Consider the following 16,106-nt stretch of genomic DNA (forward strand, 5'->3'; position numbering starts at 1 on the left):
CGCGGCGCCGATGGGGCGCAGCTGCCCTTTTTCTTTGTGTTCGGCGGCACCGCTTGTTACAGAGACAGTGACCCCAAGGCTGGTTTCAAGTTTCGCCCGTCTTGGTTAAAGAGGTCTCAACGGGATCCGCATTCGAGGACGCAATGGCAGGCAAAAAGAAGCCTCTCGTGGTGATTACGCGCAAGCTTCCGGACCAGGTCGAGACCCGGATGCGAGAGCTGTTCGATGCGCGGCTGAACCTCGAAGACCGGCCGATGAGCCAGCCCGAACTGGTTGCGGCCATGAAGGAAGCCGATGTTCTCGTGCCGACGGTGACCGACCGCATCGACGCGGCGCTGATCGAGCAGGCAGGCGAGAATCTCAAGCTGATTGCGAATTTCGGCAACGGCGTCGACAAGATCGACGTGACGGCCGCCGCCAAACGGGGAATCACGGTCACCAACACGCCCAACGTGCTGACCGAAGACACCGCCGACATGACCATGGCCTTGATGCTTGCCGTGCCGCGCCGCCTGGCCGAAGGCGCCACCCTGCTCGAGGGCGGTGGCAAATGGGCGGGCTGGTCGCCGACGTGGATGCTTGGCCGACGCATCTGGGGCAAGCGGCTCGGCATCGTCGGCATGGGCCGCATCGGCACCGCGGTGGCGCGCCGCGCCAAGGCCTTCGGCCTGTCGATCCACTATCACAACCGGAACCGGGTGTTGCGCAGCGTCGAGGACGAACTGGAGGCGACCTACTGGGAAAGTCTCGACCAGATGCTGGCCCGCATGGACATCATCTCGGTGAACTGCCCTTCCACGCCGGCAACCTTCCACCTGCTTTCGGCGCGCCGGCTGGCGCTGATGCAGCCCTCCGCCTATCTGGTCAACACCGCGCGCGGCGACATCATCGACGAGGATGCGCTGGTAAAGCTGCTGCAGGAGGGCAAGATCGCCGGTGCCGGGCTCGACGTGTTCGAGAATGAACCGGTGGTCAATCCCAAGCTGGTCAAGCTTGCCGCCAAGGGCAAGGTGGTGATCCTGCCGCATATGGGCTCGGCCACCATCGAGGGCCGCATCGACATGGGCGAGAAGGTCATCATCAACATTCGCACCTTCATCGACGGTCACAGGCCGCCGGACCGGGTGCTGCCGATTCGTCTCTGAGGCGGCGCCTCAGGCTGCGTCTTGCGAACCGCGGTCGGGCGACGTGATCTCGCCTTCAGCGCTCACCTTCACCCTGCGACCTGCGAAGTCAGCAAAATGCTGGCGGTCCAGCCTCGCGGCCACCGGCGTCGGCCACCCCATTTCACGGGCCACGATCAGGCCCAGCAACAGGATCGCGTCGGGCTCGTGCAACACCAGCGCGGCCGGGGCATTGCCGTTGTGCGCCAACTCCATCAGCACGGCAGATGCCGAGGACGAGCCGATGGTGCCCGGCAGGAACAGCACGCGGCCGGCCATGCGCGCACCATGTTGCGGGTGGCGAACATCGGCGATCCGGCCCGTCTTCGGGTCCACCCCGCCCCAGAAGGAGATCGGTGCGGTCAACACCAGCGCTTCGCCGGCGCCGCCCGCACCCGGCACCAGGACTTCGCCGCGAAGGCCGCTCATCGGCCAAGCTCCGCAAATGAAGGCTTGCCGGCAACCGCGCTTTCCACGCAGTCGGCCAGCGAGCCGTAGAGCACGCCATAGCCCGTGTTGCCCGGCGCATATTGCGCGAACTTGCCGGAATTGGTCATCAGCACGCCGTCGCGCCTGTCGGCGAGGATCGGCGTGACGACCACGCAGGTGTCGGCGACGATGACGACGCCACAGGCCTCCAGGGCCTCACGGCTGCCGTCTTGCTCCAGGGCCGACAGCACATGCCGCCCGGTGCAGGCATAGATCGGCACGGCGAGCCGCCGGCCCGCGAGCAACCGTTCCAACGCGTCGAACTCGTCCAGCGACAGATGCGGGCTGCCGATGGCCACCGCATCAATGCGGTCGGTTCTCTCGGCCGTGGAGAGCCGCCTGCGCGCATCGGCCACCATGTCCGGCGTCACGCGAATCTTCGTCTGAAGCTCGATATCGGCAAAGCAGGCCGCCTCCGGCGTGACGCCGGCGATGTGGAACAGGCCGACCGCGCCCGACGAAGCCGCCGCCGCGCCAAAAGCCTTCAGCGCATCCTCGCCGGGATGATTTCTCACGCCGACGACGACGCCGATGTTGTTGCCCACTTCGCGGCCATAGAGACTGCCGAGCACCGGCCAGGCCGTTTCAGACGCCAGGAATGCGGCGGGCAGGGCGGAAATGTCGAAGACCAGTGTCGGGCGCCGATTCTCTGGCCGGTGCAGGCCGTAGTGGGGCGCGCGGCCGCTGATCGCGCAGGCGATGTCGAGGAAGTCGCCATAGCGGTTGGTGCGTGCGCCCAGTACCGAATTGCAGAAGACCACGGCGTTCGATTCGCCCCAGGCGACGTCCGTGCCGGGGGCCGGCCGGTGGCCGGCCTGGTAGGGCGCGCAGGTCCAGCTTTGCTCGCAACCGAGCTTGCGGTAAGCCTCCATCATCCGCCGCGCCATGCCGCGCGCCGGCTCTTCCAGCCGCACGCGCGAGCAGCCGGTGAGATCGAGCGCGCCGACATTCAGCGTCGAGCGCACGGCAACGCGGGCGCCACCCTCCACGAGCTTTTCTGCGAACAGCGTGCCCGAATCGCCATGATAGAGCGCGCCGTCGATATGGGCGGATGCGATCGGGATCAGTCGGGGCGCGCCGAGCAGACGCGCGCTGTCGGCCACGATGCGCATGGCCATGGCCTTGCCGTCGCTGCCGGCGGCGATGGAGCGTTCCTCGGCTGTGAGTTCAAGACTCACGCGAGCACCTTTTGACTGGTTGTGGGAAGCATCAGGGCGTAGCGGATCTTTTCGCCGGGTGCCACTTTCCGAAGCTCCGCTGGCAAAATGCGAGGTCCAAGCCTCATTTCGTCCGCTTCCGGTAACGCACAGTGTCGAAGCGGGCTGCCAGCGCATCGTAGAGCAGCAGCCGGCCCACCAGCGGCTCGCCGATGCCGGTAATCAGCTTGATCGCTTCCATGGCCTGCAGAGTGCCGATCACGCCAGTGAGCGCACCGACGATGCCGGCCTCGGCGCAGGAAGGCACGAGCCCCGCTGGGGGCGGCTCGGGGAAGAGATCGCGATAGCCCGGGTTCGACGTCCCGTCCGCCCCGGCCTCGAACGGCTTCAGCACCGTCACCGAGCCGTCGAAGCGGCCGACAGCGGCATGCACAAGTGGCCGCCCAGCGACTGCGCAGGCGTCCGCAACGGCGTAGCGCGTGGCAAAATTGTCGGAGCCGTCGACGACGAGGTCGTATTGCGCCACCAGCGCCCGGGCATTCTCGTCGGTCAGGCGCATCTCGTGCAATTCGACCCCCGTGTTGGGGTTGATCCGGGCGAGCGCGGCCTTGGCGCTCTCGAGCTTGGACTGGCCGACCGACTCAGTGTCGTGGATCACCTGCCGTTGCAGGTTGGACAAGGAAACCGTGTCGTCGTCGACGATGCCCAGCGTGCCGACTCCGGCCGCCGCAAGATATTGCAGCACCGGCGCGCCGAGCCCGCCGGCACCGATGACCAGCACACGCGCGCGCTTCAGCTTCTGCTGGCCGGCGCCGCCGATTTCGGGCAGCACGATGTGGCGCGCATAGCGCTGGAGTTCGTCCGGGGTGAGGGGGGCAGCGGGGGCGTTCATGCCGCGATCATATCGGTGCCGCCTTGTCTTGTCAGGCGTCTTCGGTGGGTCGAACCGAGCCGTGGTCGACGGTGAGGAACTGCGCCTTGCCGCGCAGGCTCGAAAACAGCGAGGGCTCGGTGCCGGTCATGAAGGCCTGGCAGCCAAGCTCTTCGAGAATCGCGAACAGGGCGGCCCGGCGCCCGGCATCGAGATGGGCCGCGATTTCGTCCAGCAGCATGATTGGCACCGTGCCCGACATCTCGCCGCAAAGCCGCGCATGCGAGACCACGATGCCGACCAGAAGCGCCTTCTGCTCGCCGGTGGAGCACAGTTCCGCCGGCATGGCCTTCGGCCGATGGCGGACGATGAGGTCGCTGCGATGCGGTCCCTCCAGCGTGCGGCCGGCTGCGCGGTCGCGGTCGCGGCCCTCGGCAAGCGCGCGCCGGAAAGTTTCTTCGATCTCGACGGCGGGCAGCTGGCCGATCTGGCTCTCCAGCGTTCCGGAAAGCGCGAGGTCGGCCTGCGGGAAGGGGCCGGTGGCCGGCAGCTTCTCGATCATCGCCGCCAGCAGCCGAACCATTTCGGCGCGCGCGGCGGCGATCGCCACGCCGGTCTCGGCCATCTGCGTCTCGATCGCCTCGAACCAGTGCCGGTCTCGCGATTCCTCGGCCAGAAGCCGGTTGCGGCCGCGCATCGCCTTTTCGTAATCAAGCGCGCGCTGGCCATGGCTGGGGTCGATCGCCAGCACGAGACGGTCGAGGAAGCGGCGGCGATCCCCCGCCGGTCCGGTGAACAGCGTGTCCATCGCCGGCGTCAGCCAGACCACGCGCAGCCAGTCGAGCATCTCGTCGGCCGATTTGGCATTGGCGCCATTGATGCGCACGCGCCGCCCGCCTTCGCCGGGCACTTCGCTACCCGTCGTGCCGGTGCCGATCTCGACGTCGCCGAATTCGCCCTCGATGCGGGCATGTACGGTGAAGCCGCCGGCGCTGCCCTCGCGGGCGACATCGCCATAGGGCGCACGCCGCAGGCCGCGGCCCGGGGTCAGGAAGGAGATGGCTTCCAAAAGGTTGGTCTTGCCGGCGCCGTTGTCGCCAGTGAAGACGACGGCGCCCGGCTGAAGGTCCAGCGACAGGCTCTGGTAGTTGCGGAAGTTTGTAAGCGTAAGCCTACTGATGTGCGTCGACGCCACGTCCGCCTACCGTTCATCGACCTGTTCGAGTGCCTGAAGCCTAGACGCGCATCGGCATGAGCACGTAGAGCGCGTGGTCGTCGGCCGTGTCGCGGATCAGCGTCGGCGAGCCGGGGTCGGCCAGCAGGAACTTCGCCTCACTGCCGGAAAGCTGCGCAGCCACGTCGAGCAGGTATTTCGCGTTGAAGCCGATTTCGATCGGGTCGGACGAATAGTCGGCCGCGATCTCTTCGATGGCGCTGCCCGAATCCGGGTTGTTGACAGCCAGCGTCACCTGTCCGTCCGAAATCGACAGCTTCACCGCGCGGCCGCGCTCAGACGAGATGGTCGAGACGCGGTCGACCGCGCGGGCAAAGCTCTCACGGTCGATGATGAGCTGCTTGTCGTTGCCGGTCGGGATCACGCGCTGATAGTCGGGGAAGGTGCCGTCGATCAGCTTCGAGGTCAGGACCACGCTGCCGATGGTGAAGCGGATCTTGGTGTCGGACAGCTCGGTGGTGACGACCACATCCGGGACGTCGACCAGCTTCTGCAACTCGCTCACCGTCTTGCGCGGGATGATGATGCCCGGCATGCCTTCCGAGCCCGCCGGCGCGTCCATTTCGGCGCGGGCGAGGCGGTGGCCGTCGGTGGCCACCGAGCGCAGCTTCAGCTTGCCGCCGACCTCCACCGTATGCAGGAAGATGCCGTTGAGGTAATAGCGCGTCTCCTCGGTGGAGATCGCGAACTGGGTCTTCTCGATCAGCGCCTTCATGGCGGCCGATTCGAGCCGGAAGACGTGGGTGAACTGGCCGGCCGAGAGCTCGGGGAAGTCGGACTGCGGCAGGCACTGCAGGCGGAAGCTCGAGCGGCCAGAGATCACCGACATGGCGTTGCCGTCTTCGTCGGTCTTCAGCATCACCTCGGCACCGTCGGGCAGCTTGCGCACGATATCGTAGAGGAGGTGCGCAGGCACCGTCGTCGCGCCAGCCTGCTCCACCGTCGCCGCGGTCGCTTCCGTCACTTCCAGGTCGAGGTCGGTCGCCTTCATTTCCAGGCTTGCGCCGTCGGCGTGCAGCAGCACGTTGGACAGGATCGGGATCGTGTTGCGCCGCTCCACCACGCGATGGACGTGGTTCAAGGACTTCAGAAGATTTGAGCGTTCCAGGATAACACGCATGACGAAACAAGCTCGCTTGAATGAAGAAGCGGGGGTGCCGGGCTCGCCACCCGCGCAAGGCCCGCTAGGGTCGGAATGGGGCAAACTGACAGGAAAAGACGGCAAAAGGCAAGCCCGCGGTGCTGCTCAAACGCAGTCGCGGGCTTTTTGGGAACAAGCTGCGGCAGGATTGCACCTGCCGCGGATGCGCCTTGCTGTCGCTCAGGCCTGGTCGGTGATCAGCCGGCGCAGAAGCTCGAGTTCCTGGGCCAGCGTGTTGTCTGCGCCCGAAAGGCCCTCGATCTTGCGCACGGCATGCAGCACCGTGGTGTGGTCGCGGCCACCGAAACGCCGCCCGATTTCCGGCAGCGAACGCGGGGTCATGACCTTGGCAAGGTACATGGCGATCTGGCGCGGCTTGACGATGGTGCGCGTGCGGCGGTTGGACAGAAGCTCCGTCTTCGACACGTTGTAGTGCCGGGCAACGATGCGCTGGATGTCCTCGATGCGCACCCGCTTCGGCTCGCCGGAGCGGTAGATATGGCCCAGAATCTCGTCGATGCGCTCGATGTCGAGCTGGGGCTCGAACGACTGGCGGAAGAGCAGCTGGTTGAAGGCGCCTTCAAGCTCGCGGCCGCTTCCGGTCACCGTGCGCGCGATGTGCGAGAGGATCTCGTCGTCGATGTGCAGGCTGGGATCTTCGGCCTGGGCGCTTTCCAGGCGCGTCTTCAACATGCTCATGCGCATGCCGAAGTCGGGCGCCTGCATTTCCAGCGCCACGCCGCCATTCAGGCGCGAGCGGACGCGCGGCTCGAGCGATTCCAGCTCGGATGGCGGCCTGTCTGCGGCCACAACCACCTGCTTGGCGCTGTCCAGCAGCATGTTGATGAGGTGGCAGAACTCGTGCTGGATCGACTTGCCCTGCAGGAACTGCATGTCGTCGATGATCAGGAGGTCGATGTCGCGCAGCTGTTCCTTCAGGCTCAGCGCGTTGTTGTCGCGAATGGCCGTCGCGAAGCGCCACATGAAGTACTCGGCGGTCAGATAGACGACGCGCGACTGCGGGTTCTGCTTCAGCGATTCCGCCGCGATGGCCTGCAGCAGGTGAGTCTTGCCGAGGCCGACGGTGGCGTGGATGAACAGCGGGTTGAAGCGAACGGCGCTCTGTGCCGATTCCGCAACCGCACGCGCGGCTGCGAAGGCAACCCGGTTCGACGGCCCGTCCACGAAGGACTCGAAGGTGTAGCGTGCATCGAGCGGCGAGCCGAGCACGTTCTGCCGCTGGTCGCTGCTCGCCGGGCTCTGCGCGGCCGGGGCAACGCGCTCCACGCCGACGCTGGGCGCCGTGCCGGTGGAAAGGGCCGTGTGGGTCTGCCTGGTGGTCTTGCTGCGCTGGACCTTCTCGACCTCTTCGGCCACAGGGGCGAGCCGGGTCGCCGTGCGCACAACGATTTCGACCTTCAGGACCTCGGCATCTTCCTGCTTCCACAGCTCGGAGATGAGGTCGAGATAATGGCTGTTGATCCACGAACGCAGAAACGCGGTGGGAACCGAAATCCGCACCAGGCCCTTCGACGCTTCCGCCAGCTTGATGCGGCCGAACCAGCTTGAGTAGACCTCGCTGCCGAGACGAGCCTTCAACTGCGCCTTGACCCGGTCGAATGTCTGTTCCGCGCCATTGGCCGCAGCCATGTCGTTCCCCTTGATCAGATTTACTGGAAAAAGAAAGTCAGATTTGGCTTTCTTGTCGATGCCACTATGCATAGTCGCAATCCTCGTCTTTGTACCTGCACCGGGCCACCGCGGATGCATAATCTTGCCTCCGCCTCGTCGGCAGCCCTTCTACTCTCAAACGCCGCCACCGCTACTCGGCAACGGGCACCGTTAATCCTCCAGTCCGCAGTCAAAAGCTGCGGTGCCGCCTGATGAACGCGGCAAAACCAGTCTTTCCGGCGAAACTCGCCAGAACGCGCTTCTCCTTACGATTTTAGTCGTTACCCCACTCGCCATTCACATTGAAAAGGCAAAACCTAGCGTGCGCGCGAAAATGAATCCGCTGCCAACACCCCTTGATTTCAGGCTAGGTTCCCAGGCCGTCGGCCCGCCCCTTCAATGGCTAGACACTACAAAAAACGTTGTGGAAAGGGCAAGCTCACACCTAACCCATTTTTAATGAATCTGGGCGGCGAAAGGCTTGACTCTGACTTTCAGGAGGAGGGCAGAATCGACAAAAGTCTTACGATTCAATCTCTTTTCAATGTGGCAGGAAACCGAACGGCCAAGAGGAAATTATTTTAAAAAATCTTCTTGACATCTCGTTGCGCGAAGCCGCACCCGGCACATATGGACAAGCTGTGGATAAAGTTCTGTAAGCGGCTGATAAGCTTCGTCATTTTCGCCTGTGCAGTTTTGCACGCGAGTCCCGCGCGGGCGATCTGCGGCGAGGTCCCGAGTCTATGCCGGCAAAGTAATACTCGAATTCGGCCTGATGCCTCGAGTGTATCGACGAGCGTATGGTCTTCGGAAACGAAAAAACCCGGCCTCGCGGCCGGGTTTTTCTTGAATTGCTTGCAGTGCGCTGTCGACTTACGCCGACAGTGTCTTCACGCGATGGGCAAGGCGCGAAACCTTGCGGGACGCGGTGTTCTTGTGCAGCACGCCCTTGGTGGCAGCGCGCATCAGTTCCGGCTGAGCTGCCAGGAAGGCGGCTTCGGCTGCCGCCTTGTCGCCGGAGGCCAGGGCCTCTTCGACCTTGCGGACATAGGTGCGGACGCGCGAACGACGGTTCTTGTTAATCGCGGCGCGGCGGGCGATCTTGCGCGTTGCCTTCTTGGCCGAGGGTGTATTGGCCATGGTGCCTCTCTCTGTTCAATGATGGCGTCCGGTTGAAAACAGCTTCAGGACGCAAAAACAAACAGGCAGCCACAGGCCGCCTCAGTTGGTGCCGGCTTATAGTGCAGCTTTGTGCGCCCGTCAACGCCGTTTCGGCCGCAATCGCCAGATCGTCTGCCGCCAACATCAGCGGTTCTTGAAGTTGGCCGGTCGCTTTTCCGAAAACGCGGCCATGCCCTCCTTCTGGTCTTCAAGGGCGAACATGGAGTGGAACACGCGGCGTTCGAAGCGCAGCCCCTCCGCAAGCGTCGTTTCGTAGGAGCGGTTGACCGCCTCCTTCACCATCATCACCGAGGGCAGGGAGAAGTCGGCGATCTTTTCCGCAGCCTTCAGCGCCTCTTCCAGAAGCTCGCCCGCCGGCACCACGCGCGAGACCAGGCCGCTGCGCTCGGCCTCGGCCGCGTCCATCATCCTTCCGGTCAGGCACATGTCCATGGCCTTGGACTTGCCGACAAATCGTGTCAGCCGCTGCGAGCCGCCCATGCCGGGCATGACGCCCAGCGTGATCTCAGGCTGGCCGAATTTGGCGGTGTCGGCGGCGATGATGAAATCGCACATCATGGCGAGCTCGCAGCCGCCGCCAAGCGCGTATCCGGCCACCGCCGCGATCACCGGCTTGCGCACGCGCGTGAAGGTTTCCCAGCCGGAGAAGAGGTCTTCCAGATACATGTCGATGTAGGTCTTGGCCTGCATCTCCTTGATGTCGGCACCGGCGGCAAACGCCTTCTCCGAGCCGGTCAGCACCATGGCGCCGATCTGCGGGTCGGCGTCGAACTTCTGGCAAGCATCGAGCAGTTCGCCCAGCACTTCCGAATTGAGCGCGTTGAGCGCCTTTGGCCGATTGAGCGTAATCAGCCCCACCTTGCCCCGTGTTTCGACGATGAGCGTCTGATAGGTCATCCGGCAACCCTCCTGTTTCCGGCGGCCCGTGCCGCCTTGTCCAATCTTGGCTTTGCTAGCGCTGGCAGGCCGCGCAATGAAAGGTCGACCTGCCGCTCTGCACGATGCGCTCGACATGCCCCTTGCAGCCCGGCTTGCGGCAGGCCTCGCCTTCGCGGTCGTAGACCGAGAATGCATGCTGGAAATAGCCGAGTGAGCCGTCGGCGTGCACGTAGTCTCGCAGCGAGGAGCCGCCGGCCTCGATCGCATCGGCGATGACCGACCGGATGGCAGTCGCCAGCCGCTCGCAGGCCTCAATTCCCTTCTTGCCGCCTTCGGCTATGGTTCCGGCCGCGCGCGTCGGCGACAGGCCGGCCCGCCATAGAGCTTCCGACACGTAGATGTTGCCTAGCCCCGCGATCAGCCGCTGGTCCAGCAGAGCGGCCTTCAGGGGCGTCCGGCGGCCGCGGAACAGCTCCGCAAGCAGTTTCCCATCGAGTTCATTGCCTGTCGGCTCCACGCCCAGGCTGGCCAGCATCGGGTGTTCGCTGGCGTTCCCTTCCGCAAACAGCATGAAGCCGAAGCGCCGCGGATCGTTGAAGACGATGCGGGCAGCGTCGCCCGTCGCCGCCGCGAGATGAAAGACCACATGGTCATGCGTGGCGGATTTCGAACGGGCGTGGTGGAAGTCGCCCGGCGCATCGGCGGTATCGTCGGTCTCCACGCGGAAGGAGCCGGACATGCCGAGGTGGCAGATCAGCACCGGACCGTCCTCGACATGCGTCGTCAGATATTTCGCGCGTCGTCCCAGCGAAACGATCCTGCGTCCCTCCAGCCGCTCTGCAAAGCGCTCGGGGAAGGGAAAGCGCAGGTCCGGCCGGCGCGTCTCGACGCGCATGATGCGCGCACCTTCCATGACGGGCTGCAGCCCGCGCCGGACGGTTTCGACCTCGGGCAGCTCAGGCATGGTTCGCGACCTCGGGAAGGAACGATTTGCCATGGCGCCCCGGCTCCAGGCCAAGATGCTGGGCCACCGTTTCGCCGATGTCTGCGAAGGTCATGCGCAGGCCGACGTCCCCTCCGGGCAGGCCCGGAGCGATGCCCATGATCGGCACGCGCTCGCGCGTGTGGTCGCTGCCCCTCCAGGATGGGTCGCAGCCGTGGTCGGCGGTCAGAAGCAGAAGGTCGTCGGGCTTCAGCCGGGCAAGCGCCTCGGGCAGTCGCGCGTCAAAGGCCTCGAGCGCGGCCGCGTAGCCGGCAATATCGCGGCGGTGGCCGTAGAGAGTATCGAAATCGACGAAGTTGGCGAACACCAGGTCGCCGTCGCGGGCATCATCCATCGCCTTCAGCGTCTCGTCCAACAGTTCCATGTTGCCGGCCGCCTTGCGCACTTCCGACACGCCCTGATGGGCGAAGATGTCACCGATCTTGCCCATGCCGATGACCCGGCTGCCGCGCGCCGTCAGCCGATCGAGCAAGGTCGGCTCCGGCGGCGGCACGGCAAAGTCGCGGCGGTTGGCGGTGCGCTGGAAGTCGACCTGCGTCTCGCCCACGAAGGGCCGCGCGATGACACGGCCGATGTTGAGCGGATCGAGCAGTTCGCGCGCGATCAGGCACAGTTTGTAGAGCCGTTCGAGCCCGAAATGGGTTTCGTGCGCGGCGATCTGGAACACCGAATCCGCCGAGGTGTAGCAGATTGGCTTGCCGGTCCGGATGTGTTCCTCGCCAAGCTTCTCGATGATCTCGGTGCCGGAGGCGTGGCAGTCGCCGAGAATGCCGGGAAGCGCCGCCCGCTCGACCAGCGCGGCGATCAGGTCCGGCGGGAATGTCGGTACGGTTTGCGGAAAATAGCCCCAGTCGAAGGGCGCGGGCACCGCGGCGATCTCCCAATGGCCGGAGGGGGTGTCCTTGCCGCTGGAAATCTCCTCTGCCGCGCCGTGGAAGGCGGAAGGAAGCAGGCCGGCTGCGCCATTATCCGCCAGGAAGCCGCTCGCCGTTGCGGCTGCGCGGCCGAGCCCCAGCGACAGCATGTTGGGCACGCGCAGCCGGCCGGCGCGCAAGCCCTCGCGGTCCGCACGGCCGAGCGCGCAGGCCTGCGCGATGTGGCCGAAGGTGTCGGAGCCTTCATCGCCGAAGCGCGCCGCGTCGCCGGCGCCGCCTATGCCGAAGGAGTCGAGAACAAACAGGAATGCGCGGGCCATCAGGGTTCCGGCTCTTCGTTGCGGGAGTGCCCAACAGATATGCGGCGCGGCGCGGGATGGCAATTCGCAAAACAGCCCGCCTTAGCGGGCAGGCTGTTGAGCTGCTCGCTCAGCAGTCGCCGCAGGTGATGTTGGGGCTCATGCGCGGCCGCAGATAGTAGGTGTCCTTCATGGCAATGCGGTCGAAGGCGGCCGTCAGGCCCAGTGGCGATTTTTGCGCGGCCGACCAGGTGATGAGCGGCCGGTAGTCGAGCCCGCTCTCCACGCGGATCACAAATGTGTTCCTTATCTTCAATTGCTCGGGCACCGCGGTCGTCGAATTTTTCGCGTATGGCTCGCTGAACAGCCCGTTGGCGACCTGCCTCGACCAGTCGACCAGGACCCTTGGGGTCGCCTCATCGGTGATCTTGATTGCGGTGACGACGATCTTCGGCTTGGAACGGCTGTAGGGCTGGATGAGCGCCTGGTCGAGTTGCATGATCGATTCGAGATCGGCCTTTTTGATGCTTCCCGGCTGCTGCGTGATGAGGTCGGCGACCATGCTGCCGATGCGGCCGACCTTCCGGTTGGTCTCGATGCCCAGAGACAATTCCATTGTGACGAAATACAGCGCCAGCAACAGCGGCGCGATGAGCGCGAACTCGACTGCGGCAATGCCCTTCCTGTCGCCCCAGAGGCGCCTGACGTCTCGAAAAAAAACCGACATCCGTCCCATCCGTGCACCCGCGCTCACAGACATGTTCGCTCGCTTCCGATCCCGCCGCGCCGCTCAATCCGGGAATGGTTCATTTTGCCAGATCGCAGTTGCCGACTGCAGCGTCTTGCCGCCGGGGAGATTGGACATGGAGGCGCGCATGAAGTCGGTTACCACCGGCCATTTGTAGTACACCCGCAGCATGTTCTTGGTGGTCGACTTGCCGGGATTGACGCCAAATCCGGTCGTGTCGAGATCGCCGGAGGGAGTGAACTTGGTCTTTATGTTGGCCGCATCTGCGAAAGTGGAGAACTGGCGAAGGTCTATTGCGAGGCCGGGACACCCCTTGGAGACGATTATCTCGAGCCGTTCGCAAACAAGACCTCTTACCTTTGAGGCAAGCAGCACCGGGTTGCTCGGGTCCGGCCTCAGCTGGCCGGTCCGAAACTGGCGGGCCACTTCATCGGCCGCATTGGAGACGATCTGCTGCGCGGTGAAGGAGATGCAGCTTTCCAGAATCGCGAAGATGAGCAGCGAAAAAGGAATGGCAAGCATCGTGAATTCGATCGCGGTCGCACCGCTGCGGTCGCGCGCGAACCGGCCGAACAGGCCGCGCCGGCTCGGTTGGGCGGTTCCAGTCGCATTCCGATCCTCGTTCATGGACGCTTCCTGCCGACCCCAGTCCTTGTTCCGGATCGTACTTACCGCAAATCCATTTAGGACCGGTTTGGATGACCGTTAGAATTTCCCAGAGTTTGTTTACGGATGCGCAACGATCGCCTAGCGCGCCGCACTCATCTCGGCTTCCGAGGACCTCTCGGCGTCACTCTTGTACGAGCTTTCGCAATATGGCGTGCACGACAGGGTCTGGACATCCCCGCGCCGGTATATGCGGACCGACGCGGCTACATCGCGCGCCACGACGACCTGCTCGTCGACGATCGGCGCGCCTTCTTTGTCGAGCACGACGAGATTGGTTACTCCAAAACCCTTGCCCGTGAGAACAATGGTCGTCGCGTCCTGCACAGAGGCGTCGGCGATTGCCGGGTTTCCGACGACGATGGTGTCGGCCGGTCGCGCCAGCCGCACGATCTTTGCCTGGTTCATAACCACCTCGATGCCTGCACCCGCCATGGCCTGTGCGCTCGCAGCCACAAGCCCGACCGCTGCCGCAAAGACGCGGATGGATGACTGCACCTTGACCATACGACGCCCCGCCCGAAGAAAGTCTTCAACGGAATATGAACGGCATTGGTGAACCAAGGGTTAAGTGAGGTTGTATCCGTTTCCCGCCGCGCCTCAGCCGCGGGGAGGGGCAAGGCCTGATGCCGGGATCCGGGTGTTTGCGCCTGCTTTGCTTGCGGTTAACTACAATGTACGCCAGTGCGCGGAAATACTTCGGTAAGGCTATTTGTTAAGCGGATCGAAACAGCTCCCACGTAGGGTGTGGTCCATCCGATCAATCCACCAGAAAAATTGACGGAAGTGCTGTAACCACGTGGAGTAGGAGCTCTCGAATGGCCAACATCTTCGCACGTTTCGTAAAGGACGAATCCGGCGCGACCGCTATTGAATACGGTCTGATCGCCGCCCTCATCGCACTCGCCATCATGGCCGGCGCCGGTGCCCTCGGAAATAGCCTGAACCAAAAGTTCCAGAACATTTCCGAGACGTTGAACAAGGCCTGACGGCGGGATTGAGTGCTTTCTGCATTCAATCGTGTCCTGGATTTGCAAAATGGGTCGCCATCTGGCGGCCCATTTTGTTTCGTGACGCCGCCAAGACATTCTTTGGACTCATCAATCCTTAATGCACGGCGTGCATGCTCTCGGCGTGCCAACTTTTCTCCGCGTGATGCTCATGCTTGTAGCGCTGATCTTCGTCGTGTTTCCTTTCTGCATGCTGTTTGCGGCCATCTCCGACACGTTGTCGATGACCATCGCCAACCGCGTGCCGCTCATCCTGCTGGCGACTTTCGCGGTCGTGGCGCCGATGACGGGCATGGACCTCGCCACCTATGGCCTGCATTTCGCCGCTGGCGGATTGGTGCTGGCCGTCACCTTCGCGCTGTTTGCCATGGGCGGAATGGGCGGCGGCGATGCAAAGTTGCTTGCGGCGACGGCGCTGTGGATGGGCTTCAACTTCCATCTGCTTGAATATCTGATGACTTCGGCCGTTCTGGGCGGTCTTCTCACCCTGGCCATATTGAGCTACCGCGGCTCCGCCATCGCGATCTACACGGGCCGAAACATCTTCCTGCGCAATCTCGCGGACAAGTCGGCAGGGGTGCCCTATGGCATCGCGCTGGGGCTTGGCGGACTGCTGGCCTATCCGGACTCGCCCTTGATGGTGTGGGCGCTCGGCCAGCTCGCTGCCAGATAGGCGATGAAACAGACCCTAGTCACGATCGCCGCTCAAGGCACGTCATCTGCTGTTGCGCACCCCAAGTTCTTCCTTAACCTTAAATTAATCACGCCTGTAAGGGATGCGTTAACCCTAATTTGACGATTGGTTCAGCATTGTCCGCCTTGGCTCACTGGGTTGCAAGAGGCGAGGGTCGGACAACATGGCGGCATCCCGACTGATTATTCTGGGCGTGGCGGTGGCGGCGGCCGGCGGCGCCGGCTACGTCGCGAAGAACATGGCCGCTGTTCCGCCGCCGGTGGCGGTCAATGCCGGTCCGCAGGAGCCTGCCGTTCGGCTCTCGGACGTTCTTGTCCTGTCCGGCGATGTTCCCATGGGGGCGCCGGTCGACGGCCACCTGTCATGGCAGGCCTGGCCTGCCGACGGGGTGCACGCCACCTTCATCACCCGCAGCGCGGAACCTGATGCGCTCGAGAAGTTGCAGGGTTCCATCGCTCGCGTGGCAATGTATGGCGGCGAACCGCTGCGCCGCTCCAAGCTGGTCGGCGACGGGCAAAGCTTCATGTCCTCGATCCTGCCCGGGGGCAAGCGCGCCGTGGCAACGCGCATCGCTGCAGATACCTCGGCGGGCGGCTTCATCCTGCCCAACGATTTCGTCGACGTGATCATGACGCGCCGCAATGACGCGGAAAACAGCAATAGCGGCTACATCACCGAGACCGTCCTCAAGAACATCAAGGTTCTGGCGATCGACCAGGCGATCCAGGAGGACGAGGAGGGGCGCCGCGTGAAGGTCGGCGAGACTGCCACGCTGGAGCTTACGCCGCAGCAGGCCGAGATCATCACCGTTGCGCAGCAGATGGCCGAACGGCTGACCCTTTCGCTGCGGTCCGTCGCCGATGCGCAGGAATTGGCGGATGGCGAAGCCGATTATCTGGTCGCGGGCAGCGGCCGGCGCGGCACCGTGCGCCTGATCAAGGCGGGCGAAGTGTCGGAAGTGGGAGCACGTAGATGAATTTGATCCGGAAAGTCCCGCTTCTCGGAAAGGCACGCTCCATTGGCG

Annotated in this window: 17 protein-coding genes; 4 read left to right on the forward strand and 13 right to left on the reverse strand. The window is 64.1% G+C overall.

The features are described from left to right. Positions 1-143: 143 nt before the first annotated feature. Entirely contained in the window at positions 144-1,145 is a 1,002-nt protein-coding gene (locus AC3A4H_RS18635; RefSeq protein ID WP_348779112.1) for a 2-hydroxyacid dehydrogenase, read from the forward strand. 9 nt (positions 1,146-1,154) lie between these two features. Here AC3A4H_RS18635 and AC3A4H_RS18640 read toward each other — a convergent pair whose 3' ends face one another. The 13 genes from AC3A4H_RS18640 to AC3A4H_RS18700 all read right to left on the reverse strand — a co-directional run bounded on the left by AC3A4H_RS18640 (position 1,155) and on the right by AC3A4H_RS18700 (position 13,885). Continuing rightward, a complete protein-coding gene (locus tag AC3A4H_RS18640) occupies positions 1,155-1,592 on the reverse strand; it encodes an aconitase X swivel domain-containing protein (protein ID WP_487768028.1) in 438 nt (145 codons plus the stop codon). Next, the gene (locus AC3A4H_RS18645) at positions 1,589-2,830 is read right to left on the reverse strand and encodes an aconitase X (RefSeq protein WP_487768029.1); all 1,242 of its coding nucleotides are present in this window, start codon (positions 2,828-2,830) and stop codon (positions 1,589-1,591) included. Before AC3A4H_RS18645 ends, AC3A4H_RS18640 begins: the two co-directional genes overlap by 4 nt. 103 nt (positions 2,831-2,933) lie before the next feature. Continuing rightward, positions 2,934-3,701 carry a molybdopterin-synthase adenylyltransferase MoeB gene (locus AC3A4H_RS18650; RefSeq protein WP_487768030.1) on the reverse strand — a complete coding sequence of 256 codons (768 nt, stop codon included), beginning with the start codon at positions 3,699-3,701 and terminating at the stop codon, positions 2,934-2,936. A gap of 31 nt (positions 3,702-3,732) precedes the next feature. Beyond that, positions 3,733-4,875 carry a DNA replication/repair protein RecF gene (gene recF, locus AC3A4H_RS18655; protein WP_487768031.1) on the reverse strand — a complete coding sequence of 381 codons (1,143 nt, stop codon included), beginning with the start codon at positions 4,873-4,875 and terminating at the stop codon, positions 3,733-3,735. Between the two features lie 40 nt (positions 4,876-4,915). Continuing rightward, the gene (dnaN, locus tag AC3A4H_RS18660; RefSeq protein ID WP_487768032.1) at positions 4,916-6,034 is read right to left on the reverse strand and encodes a DNA polymerase III subunit beta; all 1,119 of its coding nucleotides are present in this window, start codon (positions 6,032-6,034) and stop codon (positions 4,916-4,918) included. A 201-nt stretch (positions 6,035-6,235) separates the two neighbouring features. After that, positions 6,236-7,705, reverse strand: coding sequence for a chromosomal replication initiator protein DnaA (dnaA, locus tag AC3A4H_RS18665; protein ID WP_487768033.1), 1,470 nt, complete (start codon positions 7,703-7,705; stop codon positions 6,236-6,238). Between the two features lie 894 nt (positions 7,706-8,599). After that, positions 8,600-8,866: a 30S ribosomal protein S20 gene (rpsT, locus tag AC3A4H_RS18670; protein ID WP_348779119.1), complete on the reverse strand. Its 267-nt coding sequence runs from the start codon at positions 8,864-8,866 to the stop codon at positions 8,600-8,602. 165 nt (positions 8,867-9,031) lie between these two features. Beyond that, positions 9,032-9,805, reverse strand: coding sequence for an enoyl-CoA hydratase (locus AC3A4H_RS18675; RefSeq protein ID WP_487768034.1), 774 nt, complete (start codon positions 9,803-9,805; stop codon positions 9,032-9,034). Positions 9,806-9,860: 55 nt separating this feature from the next. Beyond that, positions 9,861-10,751 (reverse strand): bifunctional DNA-formamidopyrimidine glycosylase/DNA-(apurinic or apyrimidinic site) lyase, encoded by an 891-nt coding sequence (gene mutM, locus AC3A4H_RS18680; protein ID WP_487768035.1) that lies wholly within the window; start codon positions 10,749-10,751, stop codon positions 9,861-9,863. Beyond that, the gene (locus AC3A4H_RS18685) at positions 10,744-11,985 is read right to left on the reverse strand and encodes a phosphopentomutase (protein WP_487768036.1); all 1,242 of its coding nucleotides are present in this window, start codon (positions 11,983-11,985) and stop codon (positions 10,744-10,746) included. The genes mutM and AC3A4H_RS18685 overlap by 8 nt, the downstream gene beginning before the upstream one ends. Positions 11,986-12,094: 109 nt before the next feature. Further along, complete coding sequence (locus AC3A4H_RS18690) at positions 12,095-12,691, reverse strand: TadE/TadG family type IV pilus assembly protein (RefSeq protein WP_348779123.1); 597 nt, start codon at positions 12,689-12,691, stop codon at positions 12,095-12,097. Between the two features lie 63 nt (positions 12,692-12,754). After that, entirely contained in the window at positions 12,755-13,339 is a 585-nt protein-coding gene (locus AC3A4H_RS18695) for a TadE/TadG family type IV pilus assembly protein (RefSeq protein WP_487768037.1), read from the reverse strand. 120 nt (positions 13,340-13,459) lie between these two features. Beyond that, complete coding sequence (locus tag AC3A4H_RS18700; RefSeq protein WP_487768038.1) at positions 13,460-13,885, reverse strand: pilus assembly protein N-terminal domain-containing protein; 426 nt, start codon at positions 13,883-13,885, stop codon at positions 13,460-13,462. Positions 13,886-14,196: 311 nt separating this feature from the next. Between AC3A4H_RS18700 and AC3A4H_RS18705 the strand changes: the two genes are divergently transcribed. The 3 genes from AC3A4H_RS18705 to cpaB all read left to right on the forward strand — a co-directional run bounded on the left by AC3A4H_RS18705 (position 14,197) and on the right by cpaB (position 16,058). Further along, the gene (locus AC3A4H_RS18705; protein WP_348779126.1) at positions 14,197-14,367 is read left to right on the forward strand and encodes a Flp family type IVb pilin; all 171 of its coding nucleotides are present in this window, start codon (positions 14,197-14,199) and stop codon (positions 14,365-14,367) included. 172 nt (positions 14,368-14,539) lie between these two features. Beyond that, entirely contained in the window at positions 14,540-15,061 is a 522-nt protein-coding gene (locus AC3A4H_RS18710; protein ID WP_487768113.1) for an A24 family peptidase, read from the forward strand. A gap of 184 nt (positions 15,062-15,245) precedes the next feature. Next, complete coding sequence (cpaB, locus tag AC3A4H_RS18715) at positions 15,246-16,058, forward strand: Flp pilus assembly protein CpaB (RefSeq protein WP_487768039.1); 813 nt, start codon at positions 15,246-15,248, stop codon at positions 16,056-16,058. The last annotated feature ends 48 nt before the right edge of the window (positions 16,059-16,106 follow it).

The sequence above is a fragment of the Pseudaminobacter sp. Soil_N_29 genome (genome assembly GCF_057656055.1).

Bases quoted from the DNA above. Each gene is read 5' to 3' on its own strand.
- AC3A4H_RS18710 (WP_487768113.1), top strand. From the start codon at position 14,540: ATGCTTGTAGCGCTGATCTTCGTCGTGTTTCCTTTCTGCATGCTGTTT.
- AC3A4H_RS18700 (WP_487768038.1), bottom strand. From the start codon at position 13,885: ATGGTCAAGGTGCAGTCATCCATCCGCGTCTTTGCGGCAGCGGTCGGG.
- dnaN (WP_487768032.1), bottom strand. From the start codon at position 6,034: ATGCGTGTTATCCTGGAACGCTCAAATCTTCTGAAGTCCTTGAACCAC.
- dnaA (WP_487768033.1), bottom strand. From the start codon at position 7,705: ATGGCTGCGGCCAATGGCGCGGAACAGACATTCGACCGGGTCAAGGCG.
- AC3A4H_RS18675 (WP_487768034.1), bottom strand. From the start codon at position 9,805: ATGACCTATCAGACGCTCATCGTCGAAACACGGGGCAAGGTGGGGCTG.
- AC3A4H_RS18695 (WP_487768037.1), bottom strand. From the start codon at position 13,339: ATGAACGAGGATCGGAATGCGACTGGAACCGCCCAACCGAGCCGGCGC.
- AC3A4H_RS18635 (WP_348779112.1), top strand. From the start codon at position 144: ATGGCAGGCAAAAAGAAGCCTCTCGTGGTGATTACGCGCAAGCTTCCG.
- AC3A4H_RS18685 (WP_487768036.1), bottom strand. From the start codon at position 11,985: ATGGCCCGCGCATTCCTGTTTGTTCTCGACTCCTTCGGCATAGGCGGC.
- AC3A4H_RS18705 (WP_348779126.1), top strand. From the start codon at position 14,197: ATGGCCAACATCTTCGCACGTTTCGTAAAGGACGAATCCGGCGCGACC.
- mutM (WP_487768035.1), bottom strand. From the start codon at position 10,751: ATGCCTGAGCTGCCCGAGGTCGAAACCGTCCGGCGCGGGCTGCAGCCC.
- AC3A4H_RS18640 (WP_487768028.1), bottom strand. From the start codon at position 1,592: ATGAGCGGCCTTCGCGGCGAAGTCCTGGTGCCGGGTGCGGGCGGCGCC.
- rpsT (WP_348779119.1), bottom strand. From the start codon at position 8,866: ATGGCCAATACACCCTCGGCCAAGAAGGCAACGCGCAAGATCGCCCGC.
- AC3A4H_RS18650 (WP_487768030.1), bottom strand. From the start codon at position 3,701: ATGAACGCCCCCGCTGCCCCCCTCACCCCGGACGAACTCCAGCGCTAT.
- cpaB (WP_487768039.1), top strand. From the start codon at position 15,246: ATGGCGGCATCCCGACTGATTATTCTGGGCGTGGCGGTGGCGGCGGCC.
- AC3A4H_RS18690 (WP_348779123.1), bottom strand. From the start codon at position 12,691: ATGTCGGTTTTTTTTCGAGACGTCAGGCGCCTCTGGGGCGACAGGAAG.